This is a genomic window from Pseudomonas saponiphila (assembly GCF_900105185.1).
Taxonomy (GTDB): Bacteria; Pseudomonadota; Gammaproteobacteria; order Pseudomonadales; family Pseudomonadaceae; genus Aquipseudomonas; species Aquipseudomonas saponiphila.
This window is the reverse complement of record NZ_FNTJ01000003.1, coordinates 102,314-121,381: the sequence shown is the minus strand read 5'-3', so window position 1 is coordinate 121,381 and position 19,068 is coordinate 102,314. Positions and strand designations below refer to the sequence as shown.

The window sequence follows — 19,068 nt, the reverse complement described above, 5'->3', positions numbered from 1 at the left end:
CGCTTGATGAGGAACCACACAGAGACGTGTCATCAACTCGCTAAGGAGATAAACGGATGTACCAAGCACTTCTTCGGGAACAACTGGAGACACTGAAGTCCTCCAACCAGTACCGCACCTTCACCACCCTCAGCCGTATCTGCGGCCAGTACCCGTTGGCCAAACTGGATGGCTGTGAGCAAGAACCGGTGGTGGTCTGGTGCAGCAACGACTACCTCGGGATGTCGCAACATCCTGCAGTGCGCGAACAGATGCACGATGCGTTGGAGACCTACGGAGCGGGCTCCGGCGGATCGCGTAATATCGGCGGTTCGCACGAGGTGTATGCCAGCTTGGAAGAAAGCTTGGCTGACTGGCATGACAAGGAGGCGGCGCTGGTCTTCCCCACCGGCTTCGGCTCCAACGATGCAACCCTCCAGTGCCTGCTGCGGCGTATTCCCGATTGCGTAGTAATCAGTGACGAACTGAACCACGCCTCCATCGTCAACGGCATTCGCTCCACGCCCAACGAGCGCAAGATCTTCCGCCACAACGACGTCGAGCATCTGGCGCAGATCCTCGCCAGCTACCCGCTGGGTCAGCCGAAGATCGTGGTCTTCGAGTCGGTCTACTCGATGGATGGGGATATCGCCCCCATCGCCGAGATCGTTGCGATCGCCAAGCGCTACAACGCCCTCACCTACCTCGACGAAGTGCATGCCGTGGGCATGTATGGCCCGCGCGGCGCCGGTATCGCCGCCGAGCTGGGCGTGGCCGATCAGGTAGACATCATCCAGGGCACCATGGCCAAGGCCATCGGCGTAATCGGCGGCTATATCGCCTCGACCCAGGTGATCGTCGATGCGGTGCGCTCCTTCGCCACAGGTTTCATCTTCACCACTTCTCTGCCGCCGGCCATCACCGCAGGCTGCCTGGCCAGCGTCGAGCACCTCAAGGCCAGCAGTACCGAGCGTAATCGCCTGCATGCCCAGACCGCCAAGCTGCGCGAGCGGCTCAAGCACCATGACGTGCCGGTGATGCCCTGCTCGCAGACCCACGTGCTACCGGTACGGGTAGGTGAAGCCAAGCGCTGCAAGGCAGCGGCCGAACGCCTGCTGCATAACCATGGTGTGTACCTGCAGCCGATCAACTATCCGTCCGTGCCGGTAGGGACGGAGCGCTTCCGGATCAACGCTACGCCGAACCACAGCGATGCGCAGATCGAACATCTGGCGGTGTCGCTGCGCGAGACCTTCGATCACTTCAGCATCCCGCTTGCGTCCGAGGTGTTCGCTGCGGAGGTGGCCTGAGATGGAACAGTCCTTCTTCACAATACGTCCGGCGAACCAGGCCGATCTGGCCCGTTTGGTGGAACTGCGCGCCTATCTGTTAGACGGCAGCAACGCCAGCTATTCGAGCAAGACGCCGCAGGACGCGGCTCGCTGGCGGGCGGCCTACCGCACCTGGCTGAATAGCCGCCTGAACGACAGCGACTGCGTGCAGATCCTCGCCGCCGAGCACAGGGAATCCGGCCAGGTGCTGGGCTGCGCAACCGCCATCATCGACCAACGCGCGCCGGCACCGGGCTGCCTTAACGGCCTGTCCGGCTGGGTGCAGTCGGTGGTGGTGGAACCGCAGTGGCGGGGCCGTGGCATCGCCAAGCAACTGATGCAGCACCTGCTGCGCTGGTTCGCCAACCGCGACGTCGGCTGCGTGGTGCTGCAGAGCACCGCGGATGCCGGCACGCTGTACCAGACCCTCGGCTTCGCCGTCAGCGACGAGCGCCTGCTGATCCGTCAGGAGGCCTCGGCATGAAGATTCTGATCATCGGCCTGGGCTACGCCGGCAACCGCTACCGCCGCGCCTTCGAACATATCGCCACGAGTACCGGCCTGCCGCTGTCTCTAGCCTATGTCGGGCGTCGGCAGAAGACGACCGAACTGCCCTACTTCGATAACGTTGGCCGCGCGCTGCTGGTGTTTGAGCCGGACATCGTGGTGGTCAGCGTCAACGACCACAGCCATGCGCCTGTGCTCAAGCAGCTGGCCGGCTACCGGGGCTTCGTGCTCTGCGAGAAACCCCTGGTCACGCCTGCTGACGACCTGGATGAGCTGCTCGGTGCGCTAGATCGGATCAGTGGCTTTGCCCTGGACCTGGTGGAGCGCTACTCGGATGCGACCCAGCAGTTGCGCGACTGGGTCGAGCGCCATGACTGGCAACTGGTACGTGCCAGCTTCCACTGGGGCAAGGACCGTATCAACGACTACCGCCCCACCTGCGGCGTGACCAGCGAGGTGATTCATGCCCTGGATCTGCTCGGCTGGATCTGCCCGCGCGCCGGCCAGCTCCAGCTCGATGGCGTGCTCGGTGTGCGCTCGGACTTCTCCATCTCCGGCGCAGAGGTGCTCGACACCTTGCAACTCATCGCCAGCTTGGGCGAAGCGCGGATCACCGGCTACGCCAGCTTCGTCAACATCGTGCGCCAACGCACCGTGGATTTCAGCTTCGTCGATCGCGATACCCGGCTGATCCATGCGCGCCTGGTGTTCGACACGCCGCGCTGGGATCACGACCAGCTGCGGATCTGGACGCGCGGTGCCAACGGCGCCGAGGAGCTGCTGCACGAGTTCGCCACCGCGCCCGACGAGCCTGGCCTGGACACCCTGCACAAGCTCTCGCGGCTGTGCCGGCAGGTGGTGCGCGCCGTGGCGCTCAAGGAGACGCCCCGCCAGCCCTTCGCGGGGCTCGACACCGCCGTGGCGCTACAGCGCCTGCTCAACGACCTGGAAACCCATGCCCGAGCCCCAGCACCGGCGCGCTACGTCCATGGCGAGACGCGCGTGCTGCTGGCCGAGGACAGCGACCTGGAAAGCCTCGGTTAACCCAATCACAAGGAGAACGACTATGTGTGGAATCGCTGGATGGCTGTCATACAGCCAGAACCTGGAAACGCAACGCGACACCCTGCAGCGCATGACCGACACCATGGCCCGGCGCGGGCCGGATGCCGGCGGGCTGTGGATCGACGGACCGGTCGGCCTGGGCCATCGGCGCCTGTCGATCATCGACCTGGAGGGCGGTCGCCAACCGATGACCGCCCTGCACGGTGGCCCGCGCGAGGTCGCGGCCATCACCTACAGCGGCGAGGTCTACAACTTCCGAGAGCTGCGTACCGAGCTGCAGCGACTCGGTCATCAGTTCAAAACCCGCAGCGACACAGAGGTGGTGCTGCGCGCTTATGTCGAATGGGGCGAGGCTTTCGTCGAGCGCCTCAACGGCATGTATGCCTTCGCCATCTGGGACCTGCGTACGCAGGAGCTGCTGCTGATCCGCGACCGCATGGGCGTCAAGCCGCTGTACTACTTCCCCACCGCGGATGGCGTGGTGTTCGGCTCCGAGCCCAAGGCGTTGCTGGCCAATCCGCTGGTACCGCGCAAAGTGTGCGCCGATGGTCTGCGCGAAATTCTGGAGATGGTGAAGACGCCGGGCCACGCCGTGTTCGACGGCATGCGCGAGGTGATGCCCGGCGAGATCGTGCGCATCAACCGCCAGGGCCTGGGGCGCCGCCACTACTGGAAGCTGGAGGCGCGCGAGCACGAACACACGCTGGACGAGACCATCCGCCATACCCGCGACCTGCTGGAGGACATCGTCGACCGCCAGATCGTCGCCGACGTGCCGCTGTGCAGCCTGCTCTCCGGCGGCCTGGATTCCTCGATCATCACCGCGCTGGCGTCGAAGAAGTTGCTGGCCGCCGGCAAGGAGAACATCCGCTCCTTCTCCGTCGACTTCGTCGACCACGGCAGCGGCTTCACCGGTGATGCCGTGCGGGGCACGCCGGATGCGCCTTTTGTGCGTGACCTGGTGGAGATGATCCGCTCCAGCCACCAGGAGATCGTCCTCGACAGCCGCGAGCTGGCCGATCCGGCGCTGCGTGCGCAGATCGTTCGCGCCCTCGACCTGCCGCCGGCGTTCTGGGGCGACATGTGGCCGTCGCTCTACCGGCTGTTCCAGGAGGTGCGCAAGCACTCGACGGTGGCACTGTCGGGCGAGAGCGCCGACGAGGTCTTCGGTGGCTACCGCTGGTTCCACGATCCGGAGGCGATCCAGGCCGATACCTTCCCCTGGCTGGCCTCGGTCACCGGCAAGTACTTCGACGGTAAGACCCTGTTCGATCCAGGACTGCTGGCCCAACTCGACATGCACAGTTTCCTGCGCGACAGCTACACCCAGGCCATTGCCGAGGCGCCGGTGCTGCCGGGCGAAAGCGCGGTCGACCAGCGCATGCGGCAGATGAGCTACGTCAACCTGACACGCTTCGTGCAGACCCTGCTCGACCGCAAGGATCGCATGAGCATGGCTGTCGGCCTTGAGGTGCGGGTGCCTTTCTGCGACCACCGCCTGGTCGAGTACGCCTTCAATATCCCCTGGGCGATGAAGGCCTTCGACGGGCGAGAGAAAAGCATCCTACGCGCGGCGACCCGCGACCTGCTGCCAGAGTCGATCAGCGAGCGGGTGAAGAGCCCATATCCCTCGACTCAGGATCCAGCCTACGAGCAGGCGCTGCGTGATGCCCTGGCCGCTATCCAGGCGGATCACAACGCGCCGGTGACGCCACTGCTCGACAGCGGCCGTATCCAGCAGACCCTGGCCAAGCCGCTCGACAGCGTCTCGCCCATGTACGAGCGCATGGGTATGGAGCTGGCGGTCGGCCTCAACACCTGGCTGAACGAGTACGACGTCAGCCTCGAACTCTAGTCCCCAACCGGATGCGGCCCCGGTGCGGGGTCGCATCCCTACGCTGTACCACCCACGCGTTCTTGCAACGCAAGCGAGTCCGAGCATGCACACACCCAACCAATCACCCATCTACCTCATAGCGCTGGGGGCCTTCGCCCTCGGCATGGCCTCCTACGTCACCGCCGGGCTGATCCCGATGATCGAGGCCTCGTTCGCGGTATCCGTCGCGGTGGCCGCTCAACTGGTCACTGCCTTCACCCTGGCTTATGGCCTGGGTTCGCCGATCTTTGTGGCCCTGACGCCGGCGCATCGCCAGCGCGCCGGCTTGTTGCTAGCCCTGGGCCTGTTCGTCATCGCCAACGCCGCCAGCGCGCTGGCCGAGAGCTTCACCGCGTTGATGGCCTGGCGCGCCATCGCCGGTATCGGTGCCGGCGTCTATCTGGCCATGGGCATCGGCGCCTCGGCCGCGGTGTCCACTCCGGAACGACGCGGCAAGGCCATCGCCATCATCATGGGCGGCATGGCCAGCGGTGTGGTGCTGGGCGTGCCGCTCAGCCTGCTGATCGCCGAACAGCTGGGCTGGCAGGCCGCCTTGTGGCTCGTAACCCTGCTCGGTCTGGTGGCCCTTGTCGGCCTGCTGCTAAAGCTCCCATCCCTGCCGGCAGCAACCGCCACCACGCTGAGTCAGAAGCTGGCGATCCTCGGCGACGGCCATGTGCTGGTCATCCTGCTGGTGTCGCTGCTCGCCGCCATCGCCAGCCTGGGCATGTACACCTTCATCGCCCCATTGCTGGCTGACCCGGCCTACGGCGCGGTGCGTTCGGTCACCCCCTATCTGTGGGTCTGGGGCATCGGCGGCGTGCTGGGCAGCTTCCTGATCGGCCCCCTGGTGGATCGCATCAAGGGCCCGGTGCTGACCTTCGCCATCATGCTGATCCTTGCCGTGTCGCTGTTCGTGCTGCCGCTGGCGGCGGCCCTCAGCACCTGGTTGGTGATGCTGCCCATCGCGCTATGGGGCGCGGTCGGCTGGGCACTGCAGGTGCCGCAGAACAACGAGCTGATCCTGGCACGGCAGGCCCAAGGTGACGGCAACCTGGCCATCGCCCTGAACGAGTCGGCGCTGTACCTGGGCAGCGCCATCGGCGCCGCAGCTGGCGGCTTCGTGCTGCTGTTGCAGATGCCCACCTGGACCCTGGCCGCCAGTGCCGGTGGTGTCGCCGCGCTAGGCGCCCTGCTGCAGATCATCAACCTGCGTCGCCAGCCAACCTGGAACGGCGACGTGCAAGCCGAACCCTACAACTGACGGAGGAAAGGCCGTGGAACTGCGCCACCTTCGCTGTTTCATCGCCGTCGCAGAAGAACTGCACTTCGCCCGTGCCGCCGCGCGCCTGCATATCGAACAGTCGCCTCTCTCGCGGATCATCAAGGAACTGGAGTACCGCCTGGGTGTGCAGTTGTTCGAGCGCACCACGCGGCGCACGCGGCTGACCTGGGCCGGCAAGGTGCTCTTGGAAGAAGCGCGCCGGGTGCTGGCCGTGGTCGACCAAGCCAAGGCCAGCGTCAAGAGTGCGGCGGCCGGCTACCGCGGGCGTATTCGCGTCGCGCTGTCCGATGGCATCCCGCAGGCACGCCTGGCCACCCTGCTCGCCCAATGCCGCGAGGAGGAACCGGAGGTCGAGATCTGCCTGTCGGAAGTCACCTTCAGCGAACAGGTCAGAGGCCTGAACGATGACCTGTTCGACATCGGGCTCGCCCAGTCCGACGAAGTGGGCGATGGGCTGATAGCCGAACCGGTTTGGTTCGATCCGCTGGTGGTGGCGGTACCTGCCCGCCACCCACTGCTGAGCTACCGGCGCGTGCCACTCAACGAGGTGGTGCGCTACCCGTTAGTCCTTTGCGATCCGCAAGTTTGTGAAGGGTTCTGGCAACAGCTGCAGCGGGTGCTGGGCGCCGTAGATACGCGGCTGACCATCGCTGACCGCGTCCCCACCCTGGACCTGATGATGGCGCTGGTCGCCGCAGGGTATGGATTGGGTTTTTCCAGCCTGGCGCGCATCAACGAACTGAACAATCCGGACGTCGTGGCCCGGCCGCTAGACGGCTGCGCAACCGTGCTGACCACTTACTTGGTGCGGCGCGAAGGCGATCCGGCCGAGCAACTGGCCCGGTTTATCGGGCGGGTGAGTCCGGCGGAAAGCCAAGCGTTGCTGCCGGATCACTCATTACAGAAGGAGATCGCTTGATGAAAAAGATGTCATTACTGCTGGCTGCATTGCTGCTCAGCGCATGCGAGAAGCCAATGCCGTTTGAGTCGGCTGAAGCGCTTGCGGAGAATCCCGAGCGGCTCAAGGTACTGCGACTGCAGTGCCGGGACAATCGAGCAGAGTTAGGTGAGGCCCAGTGCAACGCAGTCAGCGATGCCCAGCGCATACGTTTTATGGGCAAAGGCACCACCTACACTCCCCACCCCGTCCAGTTCTTCCACTCGGACAGTGACAATGGACGCTAGAAGCAGCGCCAGTGCAATAGCCACTGTTAATCTGCAGACTCAAATATGCTATATTTCGACCTACAGATTAAATCGAGGGCTCTCCATGACAGCTGCCACCATCCAAGCTCAGGACTTCTCGAAAACCCAGTGCGCAGCCGGCCTGCGCGCCGCGCTGAACATCCTGGACAAGTGGAAGGCCACCTGCGAGCAGGCTTGCCGGGTGCTGCGGATTTCCCGCAGCACCTACACCCGAGCCAGTCAGAAGGATTCGGCATGGGCGGTAAGCCTGGACTCCGATCAGATGCAGCGCATCAGTCTTGTGCTGAACATCCACGCAGCGCTGCGCGTTGTGTTCGACAACCCCGAGAACGTCTACGGCTTCCCCACGATGGAGAACCACAATGAGTTCTTCAACGGCCGCAAGCCGCTCGACATCATGGCGCAGGGCGACATGATCTCGCTGTACGAGACATTCCGACGGATCGACGCGCTACGAGGTGCCCAGTGGTAATGCTCGGAGACCTTCCCGTGCTGGAAGGTGAAAGTCTGCAAGCATACCGTTTGGTCAACTCCAAGTTTCCGCCCATTGCCCTGTTCGATGATGTCGCCGACGCCGAGGACTTCGAAGCTCTTTATCAGATCCAGGCGCTAACCAATCCACGGCTGCAGAACGAGATTGGTCGCCTGGAGCTGATTCCGCGTGACCAGATTCCGTTCGGCATCCCAGGCTGCTCGTATGCGACAGCACCCTTCACCCACGTCAATCCAGCCGGCTCGCGCTTCAGCAATGGCAACTTCGGCGTGCTCTACCTGGCCGACAGAATGGATACCGCGATCGCCGAGGTGCGTCATCACCAGGAGCACTACTGGTCGAATGTGCCGGAGCTCAACTATGAGCGTTTCGTCTTCAGAGGGCTGACCGCCAGCTTCAGCGACAGCGGGATGAGAGACGCCACCGCACTGCCGCTTTCAGACGCCATCTATGCGCCGGACGATTACGCACACTCGAATCGATTGGGAAGCGAAGTGAAACGAGCGGGATACCCAGGCCTGCGCTACCATTCGGTTCGATCTCCCGGCAACATCTGTTGGGCGCTGATGACCCCGCGACCTGTTACCTCGATCATCCAGAGCGCTCATTTTGAAATGATCTGGAGCGGGCAAGTTATCAGTGTCAATCAGATCACAACCCTTCTAGCCACGTAGCTCAAAGTGGGCTGAAATCGGCCCCTAGCAACCGGTGAGACAGGCAGAAACCGGCCAGTAGCGGACGTGTGGGCCGATAAATAAATCTATCCTCTTTTCCACTAGAGACAGGGGCGCCTGAAGTTTTGACGTGCTTGAATGCTGACCAAAACAGTCTGCATGCGGAAGATTAACTGCTAATATTTAGAAGGCAATCTATAATTCTAACGCACTTGGCAATACCGATCATTGCCCTATAAAAATAATTGCTAATTCTAGAAAGTGAGAATCACGTGACGAAATTCGGATTTGCAAAAGGGTATGCCCAAGTTTCGTATGAAAGACTTTTACTCACCCAGCCCGACTTTAACTTGCAAGGGCTATGGGAGAAAAATGGCAGATACTATATAGCTTGTAGCGATATCGCGACTGCTATCACTTCAGGCGGAACGCCTCTAAAAAAATGGTTTGATGAGCACTGTAGAGTAATTGCCTATCAAGTAGACTTGACAGAGACACCACCGCCGGGTGCAACTCGACTACCCGCCCGCACAGTAGAGCAACTGTCGCAATTACATGGTGCCCCACTGAACGCTGTTCAATTCCATCTGGAAATCAAGCGACAACTGCCGAAAAACTTTCCAGCATTCAACATTCAGGATTTCCCTGACAAGTTAATTTTCACATCAACCAAACCTTTAGACCCTGACCAAATTACGGAAGTAAACATAGCCGTTGCCAACCTCGGAATTAACATCGATACCGAATTTAAGACTGCCGACACACACACCTTGGTCACCGCCGCTCAATCCGCCACATATCGCGAGCGAACAGCTTGGCCAACCGCAGTGCTAGATATCCATGATGAAAGTGAGCAGAGGTGGTTTGATTCCCGCATCTCACTTTTTACCGATGCCCCTACTGCAACTGATGTCCGTAGAGATTCTGGCACTGCGTGCTTCATAGACTGCTCGCTAGGCACGCCAGGCAATATTCGAAACTACCTAACAACCTATAGCGACATATACATTGCCCCACCATTAGGAGACTTTGAGCCTTTCTTAAAGCATCTCAAAATCACCAGCAGCGATTTGAGAACTTTAATCGAAAGACGACGAGTAACGCTGGTGCTTCCGCATGATCTACATAAATATGACCCAAAAGGATTGGCAGAGCACTTAGAGCTAAGTTCCAGCAATGCCGTAATGCATAGGCAGCTCGCGGTAGCAACCATCCAAGAATCGAGGAGAAGAAATCCCTTGATGTATCCACCAATTGACAATGAGTCCAGAAGAAAACTATTGGACCTAATGATTGGTGACGCTGAAAATCTTGAGCGCAAATTCTTAAGGATCGCCCGCGACCATTTTGGTGCTAGTTGGTCCTCCCTAGAAGCAGACTATTCAACGTTGGGAGCGGTTGCAGGCTTGCAACACGGCTCAGCAAGGCTGCTTGCAGAAATGGTATCTGCCGCAACTGGCCAGAATCTTAATCCATTGCTGATGTACAGCACGCTTTCTGTTGAGTGGTCAGCAGCGCTGAATGCTAACTTCTGCCCTACAGATGCTGGTGGCGCGAATATCGAAGCAATGGCAACTTGCGGATTTCGGTGAACGTGACCGAGCGTTTCGCTAATACGTGACCGGTGCTTCCACCCCGGTTGCGCGGGTTCTGGATTGTAATCGCATCGGTCACGATGCGGCTTGTTCCTCGGCTTTTTTTCGGCGCAGCGACTCGCCTTTCATCGTCAGTCGGTAGGCGTTGTGCACCAGGCGGTCGAGGATGGCATCGGCCAGGGTCGGGTCGTTGATCCAGCCGTGCCAGTGCTCGATGGGCAGTTGGCTCGTCAGGATGGTGGAGCGGCTGCCAGCGCGGTCGTCGATCACCTCCAGCAGGTCATGCCGGGCTCCTTCCTCCAGCGGGGCTAGCGCCCAGTCGTCCAGCACCAGGACGTCGACCTTTGCCAGCTGTTGCAGGGTACGGCCGAAGCTGCCGTCGCCATGAGCGATGCGCAGTTGTTCCAGCAGGCGCGGGGTGCGCAGGTACAGGGTGCTATAGCCCTGGCGGCAGGCCTGGTTGCCCAGGGCGCAGGCCAGCCAGGTTTTGCCGGCACCGGTCGGGCCGGTCAGCAGCAGGTTGTGCTGCTGGCGGATCCAGTCGCCACTGGCCAGGGTGGCGATCAGACGCTCGTCCAGGGCGCGTCCGGTGCGGCGGTCGAGATCTTCCAGGCAGGCGTTGGCGTACTTGAGCTTGGCCTTCTTGCGCAGCCGTACCAGGCGCTGGTTGTCACGCCAGGCCAGTTCGCGGTCGAGCAGTAGGCCGAGGCGTTCATCGAAGCTCAGGCTGTGGCTGGCCGGCAGCGTCCATTGCTCTTCCAGGGCGCGGGCCATGCCGTCCAGGCGTAGCTGGTGCAGTTGATTCAGGGTGTGTTGCGGCATCATCGAACAGCTCCTGTTGCGGGGGTTGGTAGTAGTCGGCGCCACGGACGTTCTCGTGGTCGCCGGGTAAGGTCGTTTCGGCGGCACGCTGGGGCAGCGGCTGTTGATCCAGGCCTTGCTGGAGCAGGTTGCGCACGCTGCGCCCGGTGAAGGCGCGCAGGTGTACGGCACGTTCGGCAGCGGCTTCCAGGCGTGCATTGCCATAGCGCCGGGCCAGCGAGAGCAGGCCGAGGCAGGCGCGGTAGCCCATCTCCGGGTGCGGCTTGTGGGTCAGTTGGTGATCGATCAGTTGGCGCGTGTAGGGGCCGATCCGCGCGCCCCAGTCGAGCAGGCGTTGTGGCGTCCATTCGCGATGCGCCTGGTGCGCCGCGGGCATGTGCTCGCGCTGGGTACTGTAAGCGCCGCGTCGCCCCAGCAGCAGGTGGCTGGCCACCCGCCGGTTGCCATGCAGCACTTCCAGGGTGTGTGCCGTCAGTCGCACGTCCACGTTCTGCCGGGCCAGGGCGGAGGGCACGCTGTAGAAGCTGCCATTGACCTCGATGTGGTAGTCGATGCTGACCTTGCAGCGCTTGAAGGTGGCGACCTCGTAGGGATGCACCGGCAGCGCTCGCAAGGCCGGGCGATCCAGGCGCTCGAACCAGTCGCGCCGGCAGCCATCGAGCCGCTTGAACGGGCGCCGATTCAGATCCTCCAGCAGCTCGGCGATGGCCTGGTTAAGCGCATGCAGGCTGAAGAACTGCCGATGGCGCAGCCGCGCCATGATCCAGCGCTCGACCACCTGCACCGCCACCTCGGCCTTGGCCTTGTCCTGAGGCTTGCGTGGCCGTGCCGGCAGGATCACCGTCTGGTAATGACGCGCGCACTCCAGCGTGGCCCGGTTCAGGCCCGGCTCGTAGCGATCCGGCTGGGCGACCAGGGCGCGCGGATTGTCCGGCACAACCATTTCCGGCACGCCGCCAAAGTAGGTCAGAGCCTGGCCCAGCGAGGTCAGCCAGTCCACCTGGGTTTCGCCTGGCGTCGCGCAGGCATAGGTGTAATTCGAGGCGCCCAGGGCGGCGACGAAGATGTGCGCCCGGCGCACTTCGCCGGTGGCCGGGTCGACCACCGGCAGCGTCGGCCCGGCATAGTCGATGAATAGCTTCTCGCCCGCACGGTGCAGCTGACGCATCGAACGTTTGAGCGTCTGGGCGTAGCGCCGGTAGTGCTCGACGAACTGGGTGTAGCGGTAGGTCGGCTGGCCCGCATGCGCGGCGAGATATTCCTCCCACAGCAGCTGCAAGGTCACGCCCTTGCGTCGCAACTCGCGGTGGATGCTCAGCACATCGGGCAGCACTCGCTCACCGCGCGGCTTGTTCGTCGACGTCGGTGCAAACAAGGCGGCCGCCAGCGCGGCCTCGTCCATGGCCACCAGCGCCGGCCAGTCCAGCCCGGCCACCCGCGCCGCCGCGATGTACTTGCTAACCACGCCCTTGGACAGCTGCAAGGCACGGGCAATCTTCTCGTGGGACAAGCCGGCCTCAAACTTGAGGCGCAGACATTCTTTGATGTTTCGCATGGCTACTCGCGGCGCCGCCATCTTCCTCTCCCGAAATCGGTCGAGGATGGCGGCGCATCAGGTCATGCGCAACGAAGGGGAAGGCTTTCGCTAAGTCGTGACCGGCGATTTCGGTAAGCCGTGACCACCTGTTTCGGAACAGGCGGAAAATCGGTCACGTTGCTACCGAAATGAGCGGTCACGCGTTAGCGAAATGACCGGTCACGATCAACCGAAACGGCCGGTCACGGTGCTCCGAAATCCGCAGCAACTGCCGCCGCCAGCTTTATAACCGGGGTTCCAAACAAAAACTTCATAGACCCTATTACGAAACTCGACACTATCATAAGCGACTTACTAGTTCTGGATAATGCGGCGCCGATTCACGAGGTACTCGATGCATTTCAAGCTGAAGAGATATCAAGACTTAACAAAATATTAAGAGACTGCAATTTTGAGACTAATGCAACCAATCAATACATCGCTGATATCAACGAGAGAGTTAAGCAATTTGAATACATCCAAAAAAAAGCAAAGAAGCGGGATATTCTGGGCTTGGCCGGGGCATTAATTCCCGCCGCACTAGCAGGAACCACAGGTGGTCTTGGGGTTCTCGCTGCGTGGATTCCATTCGGAGTTTATGTCGCACAAAGAATAACCAGCAATGAAGATAGAGAAGGGAATCCGGTCACCGACTGGCTGAAAGCGAAGAACACCTTTACTACTAGTGAAGCGGTATTTATTAGCCGCATGCGAAAACGTGAATGAAAAACTCTAGGGCATATTTATTAGGCTGCTGTCCGCTACTGGCCGGTTAGCGTCCCTTACCCGAGCTAACCATCCTTGTCCTCCCGTACGCGGAGGACACTTCCATGAACACCATTGCTACCTACAGCCATCAGCCCTGGAACAAAGGAAAATTAGTCGGACAGAAGGCACCGCTCCGCCTGAGAGATATCTGGGCGATCCGAGTGAGACTGCAAATCGCCGAGAGAACCCGAGATCTGGCGCTCTTCGATTTAGCCATCGACAGCAAACTGCGAGCCTGCGACTTGACCAAGCTCCGTGTGCGCGACGTTGCTCATGGCGAGCACGTGTCATCGCGAGCCATCGTGATGCAGCAGAAAACCCATCGACCGGTTCAGTTTGAAATCACGGAGCAAACACGGACGGCTCTTGAAACCTGGATAAAGTCTTGAGGATTCTGGCGGTGGGCGGCGATGAAGGCGGGACAATCGAGCGGACTGGTTATTTTTTGTACAATTTTCAAACCAGGGCTTGGCTGGCGGTGTCAAGCGATGCGGTATAGGTAGTCAAAAGGGCTTCTCCCATGCACTGATTTGAGCGCTAATTATATGATATTTATCGATAATTTCCAAAGTTGATGACATTGATCCGTTTCCCCCCCCGACATAGCCTGCAGCAGCTTAATGGCTTCATCAATCTAATCGGACTGGTTTGTGACGAAGCGGAACATAACATGTCGATGACCTTGGTGGCGGAGCACTACACGAAGATCATCGCTACCAAGCTGCTCGAGACGCTCAGCAGCAATGTCAGCCGCAAAGGCTTCGTCGAAGGCAACCCATGTTTCGAGCGAGTCGTTCAGTTCATTGAGGAAAATGTCAAACGGAGTATCAGCCTTGAGCAGTTAGCGGAGCTGGCGCTGATGAGCCCACGCTCCCTCTACACCATGTTCGAGAAGCATACCGGCACCACGCCCATGAATTACATTCGCAACCGCAAGCTTGAGTGCGTCCGTGCCTGCTTGAGCAATCCCACTACCAATATACGTAGTATCACTGAGGTGGCCCTAGACTACGGCTTCTTACATCTGGGACGTTTCGCCGAGAAATACAGGAGCACATTCGGCGAGCTGCCTTCCGACACCCTGAGTCTACACAAGATGAAGTGCATCGATTCAAGGGAGTCTAGCCTGTCCTCGCTCTTTTGACTGGCTGCTTGTCGGACTTGAGCCCCGCCGTCAGGTAGAGCATCAGATTTTTTTAAAAACCATCGATCACCTCCCTGCCGTTGTCGAGACAGCGCACCAGGGCCGTCCAGCGCTTGAGGCTGTGGTCAAGCGCCTTGGAGATGGCCGTGCCTTCATGGATGCGCTCGCGCTGGGCGAGCATCCAGGTGTGCAGGGTATCGTCGAGAGGTCTGGCCTGTGCGTGGCGTATTCGCGTCGCTCGTCAGGCGGCAGTCACGCACCTCGCGCTCGATGGCGTACAGCTGACCGATATTGGTGCAGGGCCTGTCCGGCCAGCGGGCTCTGGTTGGCCACGTGCAGGCTGTAGAACTCGCGCCGGGCGTGGGCCGCGGGCCATACAGCCGATTTTGGTCACGCCTTCCCCTGCTCGAAGCAGAACTTGTAGGCGGCGAAGTCATCACAGACCAGCTGGCCTCTCCAGTCACCGAGGAAGGCACGGGCATGCTCGCCGGCTCGGCTGGGACTGAAGTCATAGACTATGGCGCGCAGCTCGGCGAACGCGCTGGCAGCATAGGCCACACGTAAACCCGCTGCGTCTTCTTCATGCCGGGCGCAAGCATTTGCACCGGGGTTTCATCGGTCGTGGTAGGGACGGCAGTTACCTGCCGCCCTCCGCTCAGATCCGTACGTGCGGGATAACCGCATAGGGCTCCTGCCTCGGGGTATGTGACGCAAAGAGATCCTCAGGATAACGATGTGCGTTTCCGGGTTTAGGTATGTAGTAGAGGTCAACGAGGCGCCCTTAACATGACCATTGATATTTGAAAGCTTGCCGTCCTAGTGGACTGTTTGGATAATTCGCTTATCTTTCAAGAAGGTTATGCTGTGCACCCTTTCATTATGGATTGAGCATGTACATGGCCCGGCCAGCAGCTCCATTTGTTTTGACGCTGGCCGATGCTGAGATCTTGCAAGGCTGGTTGCGTATGACCTCGCTGCCGCAAAGCCTCGCCCAGCGGGCGCGGATTCTGTTACGACTGGCCGACGGCCAGTCCCCTAAGGAAGTCAGTGAGCAGCTGCAAGTCTCCGCGCCAGTGGTCTTCAAATGGCGCAAGCGCTATCAGGAAGCTGGCCTGGAAGGGCTGAATGACCTGCCGCGTAGTGGGCAGCCGCGCAAACTCGACGAGGCGAAGATCAAGGAGATTCTGACCCTGACGACCCAGCGGGTACCTCGTGAAGCCACCCACTGGAGCCTGCGGCTGATGGCGAAGTACGCTGGAGTCACCATCTGGCAAGTTGCCCAAGTGTGGGCTGCAGCCGACCTCAAGCCCCACCGCCTGAAAACCTTCAAGATCAGCAACGACCCGCACTTTGCCGACAAAGTAGTCGATGTAGTCGGGCTGTACCTCAATCCGCCCGACAACGCGCTGGTGCTGTCGGTGGACGAAAAGACACAGATCCAGGCGCTGGATCGCACCCAGCCCATGCTGCCGCTCAAACCTGGGCAGATCGAGCGTCGAACGCATGACTACAAACGCCACGGCACGGCCAGTCTGTATGCCGCCTTTGACATCCTGACCGGCCAAGTCATCGGTCGCATCACCCAGCGACACCGGGCCAAGGAGTTTCTGGCCTTCCTGCAACAGATCGACCGCAGCACGCCCGCCGAGCTGGATTTGCACGTGATTCTGGACAACAGCGCGACGCACAAGACCGAAGCCGTCAGGGCATGGCTAGAAAAGCATCCCCGCTTCAAGCTGCACTTCACGCCGACCAGCGCCTCCTGGCTCAACGCGGTGGAGGGCTGGTTTGCGCAACTGGAACGACGGGCGCTATATCGGGACGCGTTCAGCAGTGTGGCGGATCTGCGCGCGGCGATCCGGCGGTTCATTGCGGCCCATAACGAACACTCAGCCAAGCCGTTTCGCTGGAACAAAACCGCGGAAGCCATCATTGGCTCGGTACATCGTGCCAAGCTGGCCGCGATCAAACATAAGTTCTTGGACTAGCCGGACAGTCCACTAGCTAGACGGCAGACCGCCGAACGAAAACCACCAAGACGTATCAGGTTCCCCGGCGCCGCGTGGCAATTGAAGAAACGCGTTTCGGCAACCGGCTCATCTGCCTCATCAGACAACTCGGCGGTTGACATCAGGATATTCTGACAAAATCAGGAAGTCTTTTTCAGAGTTTCCTTAGGCACCATTACCCTACGCAGGCTGTCACGCTCGAGTAGCCAAGACGCGATGAATGCGAACACGAGACCCCAAAACGGAGCGCCTATATTCAGAATTGGTACACCGGCCACCGACACCACAAAGGCGACCAGAGCACCAAGCGGACACTCGCCGCAAAAGGCGCCTTGGAAAGCGCCCTGCAACGCCCGGATCATGGCCAGTCCGCCGATTAGCCCAATCAAGGCCAGCGGCACCGCCAACGCAACGGCTGTTGCGACCGGTGCAAAAAGGCCAAAAATAATCATTAAGACAGCGAAGACCATGCCGCCGATCCACTGCCGATGCTGCGCGCCGCTGGAGACGAGAATCGCGTTGGTCGGCCCGGTAAGACAGGCGGGCACCGAACCGACCACCGCGAACAGCATCGAGCCCAGCCCGGACCCCACCGTAACGGCCTTCACAGGCGGTGGGTGATCGACCTGCTGCAGTACCGCAAAGCCCTGTGCGTTCTGAATGCCCAGCACAGTTATCATGAGCGGAATGACCATCTCTACCAGAGCCTGCAGCGAGAACTCTGGCATGTACATAATAGGACGCGCTAGGAGCGTTGGCACCACGCCCAGTGGCGCGATGCCGCCCGTAGTCCAAGCTACCGCGCCACCGGCGAGCAGCGCGGCCAGCACCGGCGGCAGTCGGCTCCCTAGCGCTGGCAAGACGGAGAAGAGCATGAATACTCCGAGGCTTACGGTGGCGAGCAGCGCGTTACTGGTAAACGCGGTGACAACTTTAACTCCCAGCGGCAGGAAAACGCCGGCGACCATGCCCATGACGATGGGTATTGGAATGCGGCGCATCACACAGTTAATGAGCCCGCTCCAGCCGAGTAATGTGATGAGTAGAGCAGTTACCCAGTAGGCCCCAATGACTTCCGCAAAGCTCAGGTGGTCGAGCGCCGACGGCAGCAGCAGCGCGCCCGGGATCGTCCAGGCCATCCCTAGCGGCTGCCGGTATCGCCAGCAAAAGTACAGGCTCAGCACCCCACTGAGACCGTAGGCACCGAAGATCCAGGAGGCGAGATCTACATCGCTCAGACCTCCATCACGGCCCACCATGATAAGGATAGCCAAGGGACCCGTCACCCCGAAAAGAAAGGCAGTGATGCCGTTGCTAAGAGCGTGACTATCGAGGCGATTCGACCTGGCTTCTTCAGCACTACCCGCGGTATTCCTTTCCTCTGTTTGCAAAGTCTTTCCTCCGTCAGTAAGAACCTCCCGGAAAAGCCTAGGGATGGTCTGAAGTAGTCAGGTATTTCTGGCTGACTCCAGCCCTTGCCGATTTCAAAACGGTGATTCGGCTAAAAAACGATCAAATCATCCCCTCTTTCCGGATTTATAGCCGGCGCGAGCACCTCGCGCCGGCCATTTCCCGCATTACAGACGCACCTCTCCTGCATTCGTCAGCAAATGTCGGCGCGCCATCCACAGGTTCGACAGCGCGAACAGTGTCACCAACTGCGCGGTGTTCTTCGCCAGGCCACGGAAGCGTGTCTTCACGTAGCCGAATTGGCGCTTGATCACCCGGAACGGGTGCTCGACTTTGGCGCGCACTTGGGCCTTGGATTTCTCGATCTTGCGCTTGGCTTTGTACAGCGCACTGCGCTTACTCAGCTTCTTGTACATACTGCGGCGGGCCGCAATCTGCCAGATCACCTCCCGGCCTTCAGTTCGGTCTGCGACAGGCGCACCTTTAGCGCCGCTCCAAGGCGGCTGAAGTCATCGACCGCCTCGCCGCTATCCAGGGGTAGCAAGCCGGTATTCACCCTCTCGCGGCTACTGTCGAGTTTAATGCCCAGCATTCACAGCAGGTCGACGCCGAAACCGACTGTGCCCTGGGTGTAGCCAGAATTCACTCTGAGAATGAAGCCCTGCGCCCACTCTTCGGCCTTGGACTGCTGGTTGGGGCCCTCAATGTCCGAGAAATCCCGACTGAAATAATAGTTGCGCGCTTGCAGCGTCGCCGTGGTGTCTTCGATGAAACCGCCTTCAGCGGCTAGGGTACTGAGCGGCAGACTGGCGCTCACACACACCAGCAGACGGGTTAGGTTCGGATATTGCTTCATTTTTGACTCGCTCTTTTTTATTGTTTTTTGGAAAGCATATATATGCCACATATTTCCCGCCCACAATTCTCCGTACCGCAAGTGGGCGGCCTTGAAACCACCTCGCTACCCAGACAGGCAACTCGGCGTAACAAACGGACCAGCCGCTCTGCACTTTTCCTCGCTTCAGGCATGCTTAAAATAACAGGCAGTCACTTGCCCGCGCTCTTTGTGGCCGCGTCCCAATGCAGGTCTGGTTCCTCGACCCGAAGTGCCCTTGGGCATCTCCACTTCAGCGTCTGACCTTGCTGGCCAGTTCGCCGCCGATACCGAAGTGGCCCTTGGCCATCTCCGTGATAATCACTCGCACGCTGGTCAGCGGCGCATCCAGGGAGCGCGATATGGCCTCGCTGACCTCACGGATGAGGGTTTCCTTCTGCTCGTCGTTGCGGCCTTCAAGAATGTGGATCTGGGCAATGGGCATGTTGTGCCT

General features: G+C 60.4%; 16 protein-coding genes and 5 pseudogenes. 14 read left to right on the top strand and 7 right to left on the bottom strand.

From position 1 onward, the window contains the following. The first annotated feature begins 56 nt into the window (after positions 1–56). The 10 genes from hemA to BLV47_RS35940 all read left to right on the top strand — a co-directional run bounded on the left by hemA (position 57) and on the right by BLV47_RS35940 (position 10,008). A complete protein-coding gene (hemA, locus tag BLV47_RS33025) occupies positions 57–1,289 on the top strand; it encodes a 5-aminolevulinate synthase (protein WP_092320688.1) in 1,233 nt (410 codons plus the stop codon). 1 nt (position 1,290) lies between these two features. Continuing rightward, positions 1,291–1,794: a GNAT family N-acetyltransferase gene (locus BLV47_RS33020; RefSeq protein ID WP_092320687.1), complete on the top strand. Its 504-nt coding sequence runs from the start codon at positions 1,291–1,293 to the stop codon at positions 1,792–1,794. Continuing rightward, on the top strand, positions 1,791–2,861 hold the full coding sequence (locus BLV47_RS33015) for a Gfo/Idh/MocA family oxidoreductase (protein ID WP_092320686.1): 1,071 nt from the start codon (positions 1,791–1,793) through the stop codon (positions 2,859–2,861). Before BLV47_RS33020 ends, BLV47_RS33015 begins: the two co-directional genes overlap by 4 nt. 22 nt (positions 2,862–2,883) lie before the next feature. Further along, complete coding sequence (gene asnB / locus BLV47_RS33010; RefSeq protein WP_092320685.1) at positions 2,884–4,737, top strand: asparagine synthase (glutamine-hydrolyzing); 1,854 nt, start codon at positions 2,884–2,886, stop codon at positions 4,735–4,737. Positions 4,738–4,822: 85 nt separating this feature from the next. After that, entirely contained in the window at positions 4,823–6,022 is a 1,200-nt protein-coding gene (locus tag BLV47_RS33005; RefSeq protein ID WP_092320684.1) for an MFS transporter, read from the top strand. A gap of 13 nt (positions 6,023–6,035) precedes the next feature. After that, the gene (locus BLV47_RS33000; protein WP_092320683.1) at positions 6,036–6,962 is read left to right on the top strand and encodes a LysR family transcriptional regulator; all 927 of its coding nucleotides are present in this window, start codon (positions 6,036–6,038) and stop codon (positions 6,960–6,962) included. Next, positions 6,962–7,228: an EexN family lipoprotein gene (locus tag BLV47_RS32995; RefSeq protein WP_092320682.1), complete on the top strand. Its 267-nt coding sequence runs from the start codon at positions 6,962–6,964 to the stop codon at positions 7,226–7,228. The genes BLV47_RS33000 and BLV47_RS32995 overlap by 1 nt, the downstream gene beginning before the upstream one ends. Positions 7,229–7,313: 85 nt before the next feature. Continuing rightward, a complete protein-coding gene (locus BLV47_RS32990) occupies positions 7,314–7,721 on the top strand; it encodes an antitoxin Xre-like helix-turn-helix domain-containing protein (protein ID WP_092320681.1) in 408 nt (135 codons plus the stop codon). Further along, positions 7,721–8,416, top strand: coding sequence for an RES family NAD+ phosphorylase (locus tag BLV47_RS32985; RefSeq protein ID WP_092320680.1), 696 nt, complete (start codon positions 7,721–7,723; stop codon positions 8,414–8,416). The genes BLV47_RS32990 and BLV47_RS32985 overlap by 1 nt, the downstream gene beginning before the upstream one ends. Positions 8,417–8,661: 245 nt before the next feature. Further along, a complete protein-coding gene (locus BLV47_RS35940; RefSeq protein WP_143038348.1) occupies positions 8,662–10,008 on the top strand; it encodes a hypothetical protein in 1,347 nt (448 codons plus the stop codon). A gap of 78 nt (positions 10,009–10,086) precedes the next feature. On the opposite strand, the gene istB is transcribed toward BLV47_RS35940, so the two are convergent. Both istB and istA read right to left on the bottom strand, forming a co-directional pair. Next, the gene (gene istB / locus BLV47_RS32980) at positions 10,087–10,836 is read right to left on the bottom strand and encodes an IS21-like element IS1474 family helper ATPase IstB (protein WP_062838242.1); all 750 of its coding nucleotides are present in this window, start codon (positions 10,834–10,836) and stop codon (positions 10,087–10,089) included. Further along, positions 10,724–12,409: an IS21 family transposase gene (gene istA / locus BLV47_RS32975; RefSeq protein WP_062838241.1), complete on the bottom strand. Its 1,686-nt coding sequence runs from the start codon at positions 12,407–12,409 to the stop codon at positions 10,724–10,726. The genes istB and istA overlap by 113 nt, the downstream gene beginning before the upstream one ends. Positions 12,410–12,922: 513 nt before the next feature. On the opposite strand from istA, the gene BLV47_RS35935 reads away from it, so the two are divergent. From BLV47_RS35935 to BLV47_RS32965, 3 genes and pseudogenes are all read left to right on the top strand, one after another. Further along, a complete protein-coding gene (locus BLV47_RS35935) occupies positions 12,923–13,135 on the top strand; it encodes a hypothetical protein (RefSeq protein ID WP_143038347.1) in 213 nt (70 codons plus the stop codon). 104 nt (positions 13,136–13,239) lie between these two features. Next, a pseudogene (locus tag BLV47_RS32970) lies at positions 13,240–13,557 on the top strand (site-specific integrase); the annotation flags it as partial. Between the two features lie 203 nt (positions 13,558–13,760). Next, positions 13,761–14,321: pseudogene (locus tag BLV47_RS32965) on the top strand (helix-turn-helix transcriptional regulator); the annotation flags it as partial. 61 nt (positions 14,322–14,382) lie between these two features. Here the strand turns inward: BLV47_RS32965 and BLV47_RS36645 are convergent. Continuing rightward, a pseudogene (locus BLV47_RS36645) lies at positions 14,383–14,938 on the bottom strand (IS66 family transposase); the annotation flags it as partial. Positions 14,939–15,217: 279 nt separating this feature from the next. On the opposite strand from BLV47_RS36645, the gene BLV47_RS32950 reads away from it, so the two are divergent. Then, complete coding sequence (locus tag BLV47_RS32950; RefSeq protein WP_092320991.1) at positions 15,218–16,309, top strand: IS630 family transposase; 1,092 nt, start codon at positions 15,218–15,220, stop codon at positions 16,307–16,309. A 161-nt stretch (positions 16,310–16,470) separates the two neighbouring features. Here the strand turns inward: BLV47_RS32950 and BLV47_RS32945 are convergent, their stop codons facing one another. The 4 genes and pseudogenes from BLV47_RS32945 to BLV47_RS32930 form a co-directional block, all read right to left on the bottom strand. After that, positions 16,471–17,721: a benzoate/H(+) symporter BenE family transporter gene (locus tag BLV47_RS32945; RefSeq protein WP_004574812.1), complete on the bottom strand. Its 1,251-nt coding sequence runs from the start codon at positions 17,719–17,721 to the stop codon at positions 16,471–16,473. 186 nt (positions 17,722–17,907) lie between these two features. Beyond that, positions 17,908–18,198 (bottom strand): annotated as a pseudogene (locus tag BLV47_RS32940) (transposase); the annotation flags it as partial. Continuing rightward, a pseudogene (locus tag BLV47_RS32935) lies at positions 18,189–18,596 on the bottom strand (OprD family outer membrane porin); the annotation flags it as partial. The pseudogenes BLV47_RS32935 and BLV47_RS32940, both read right to left, overlap by 10 nt. Positions 18,597–18,867: 271 nt before the next feature. Continuing rightward, positions 18,868–19,059, bottom strand: a complete 192-nt coding sequence (locus tag BLV47_RS32930; protein WP_003454301.1) for a 2-hydroxymuconate tautomerase — start codon at positions 19,057–19,059, stop codon at positions 18,868–18,870. Positions 19,060–19,068: the final 9 nt, after the last annotated feature.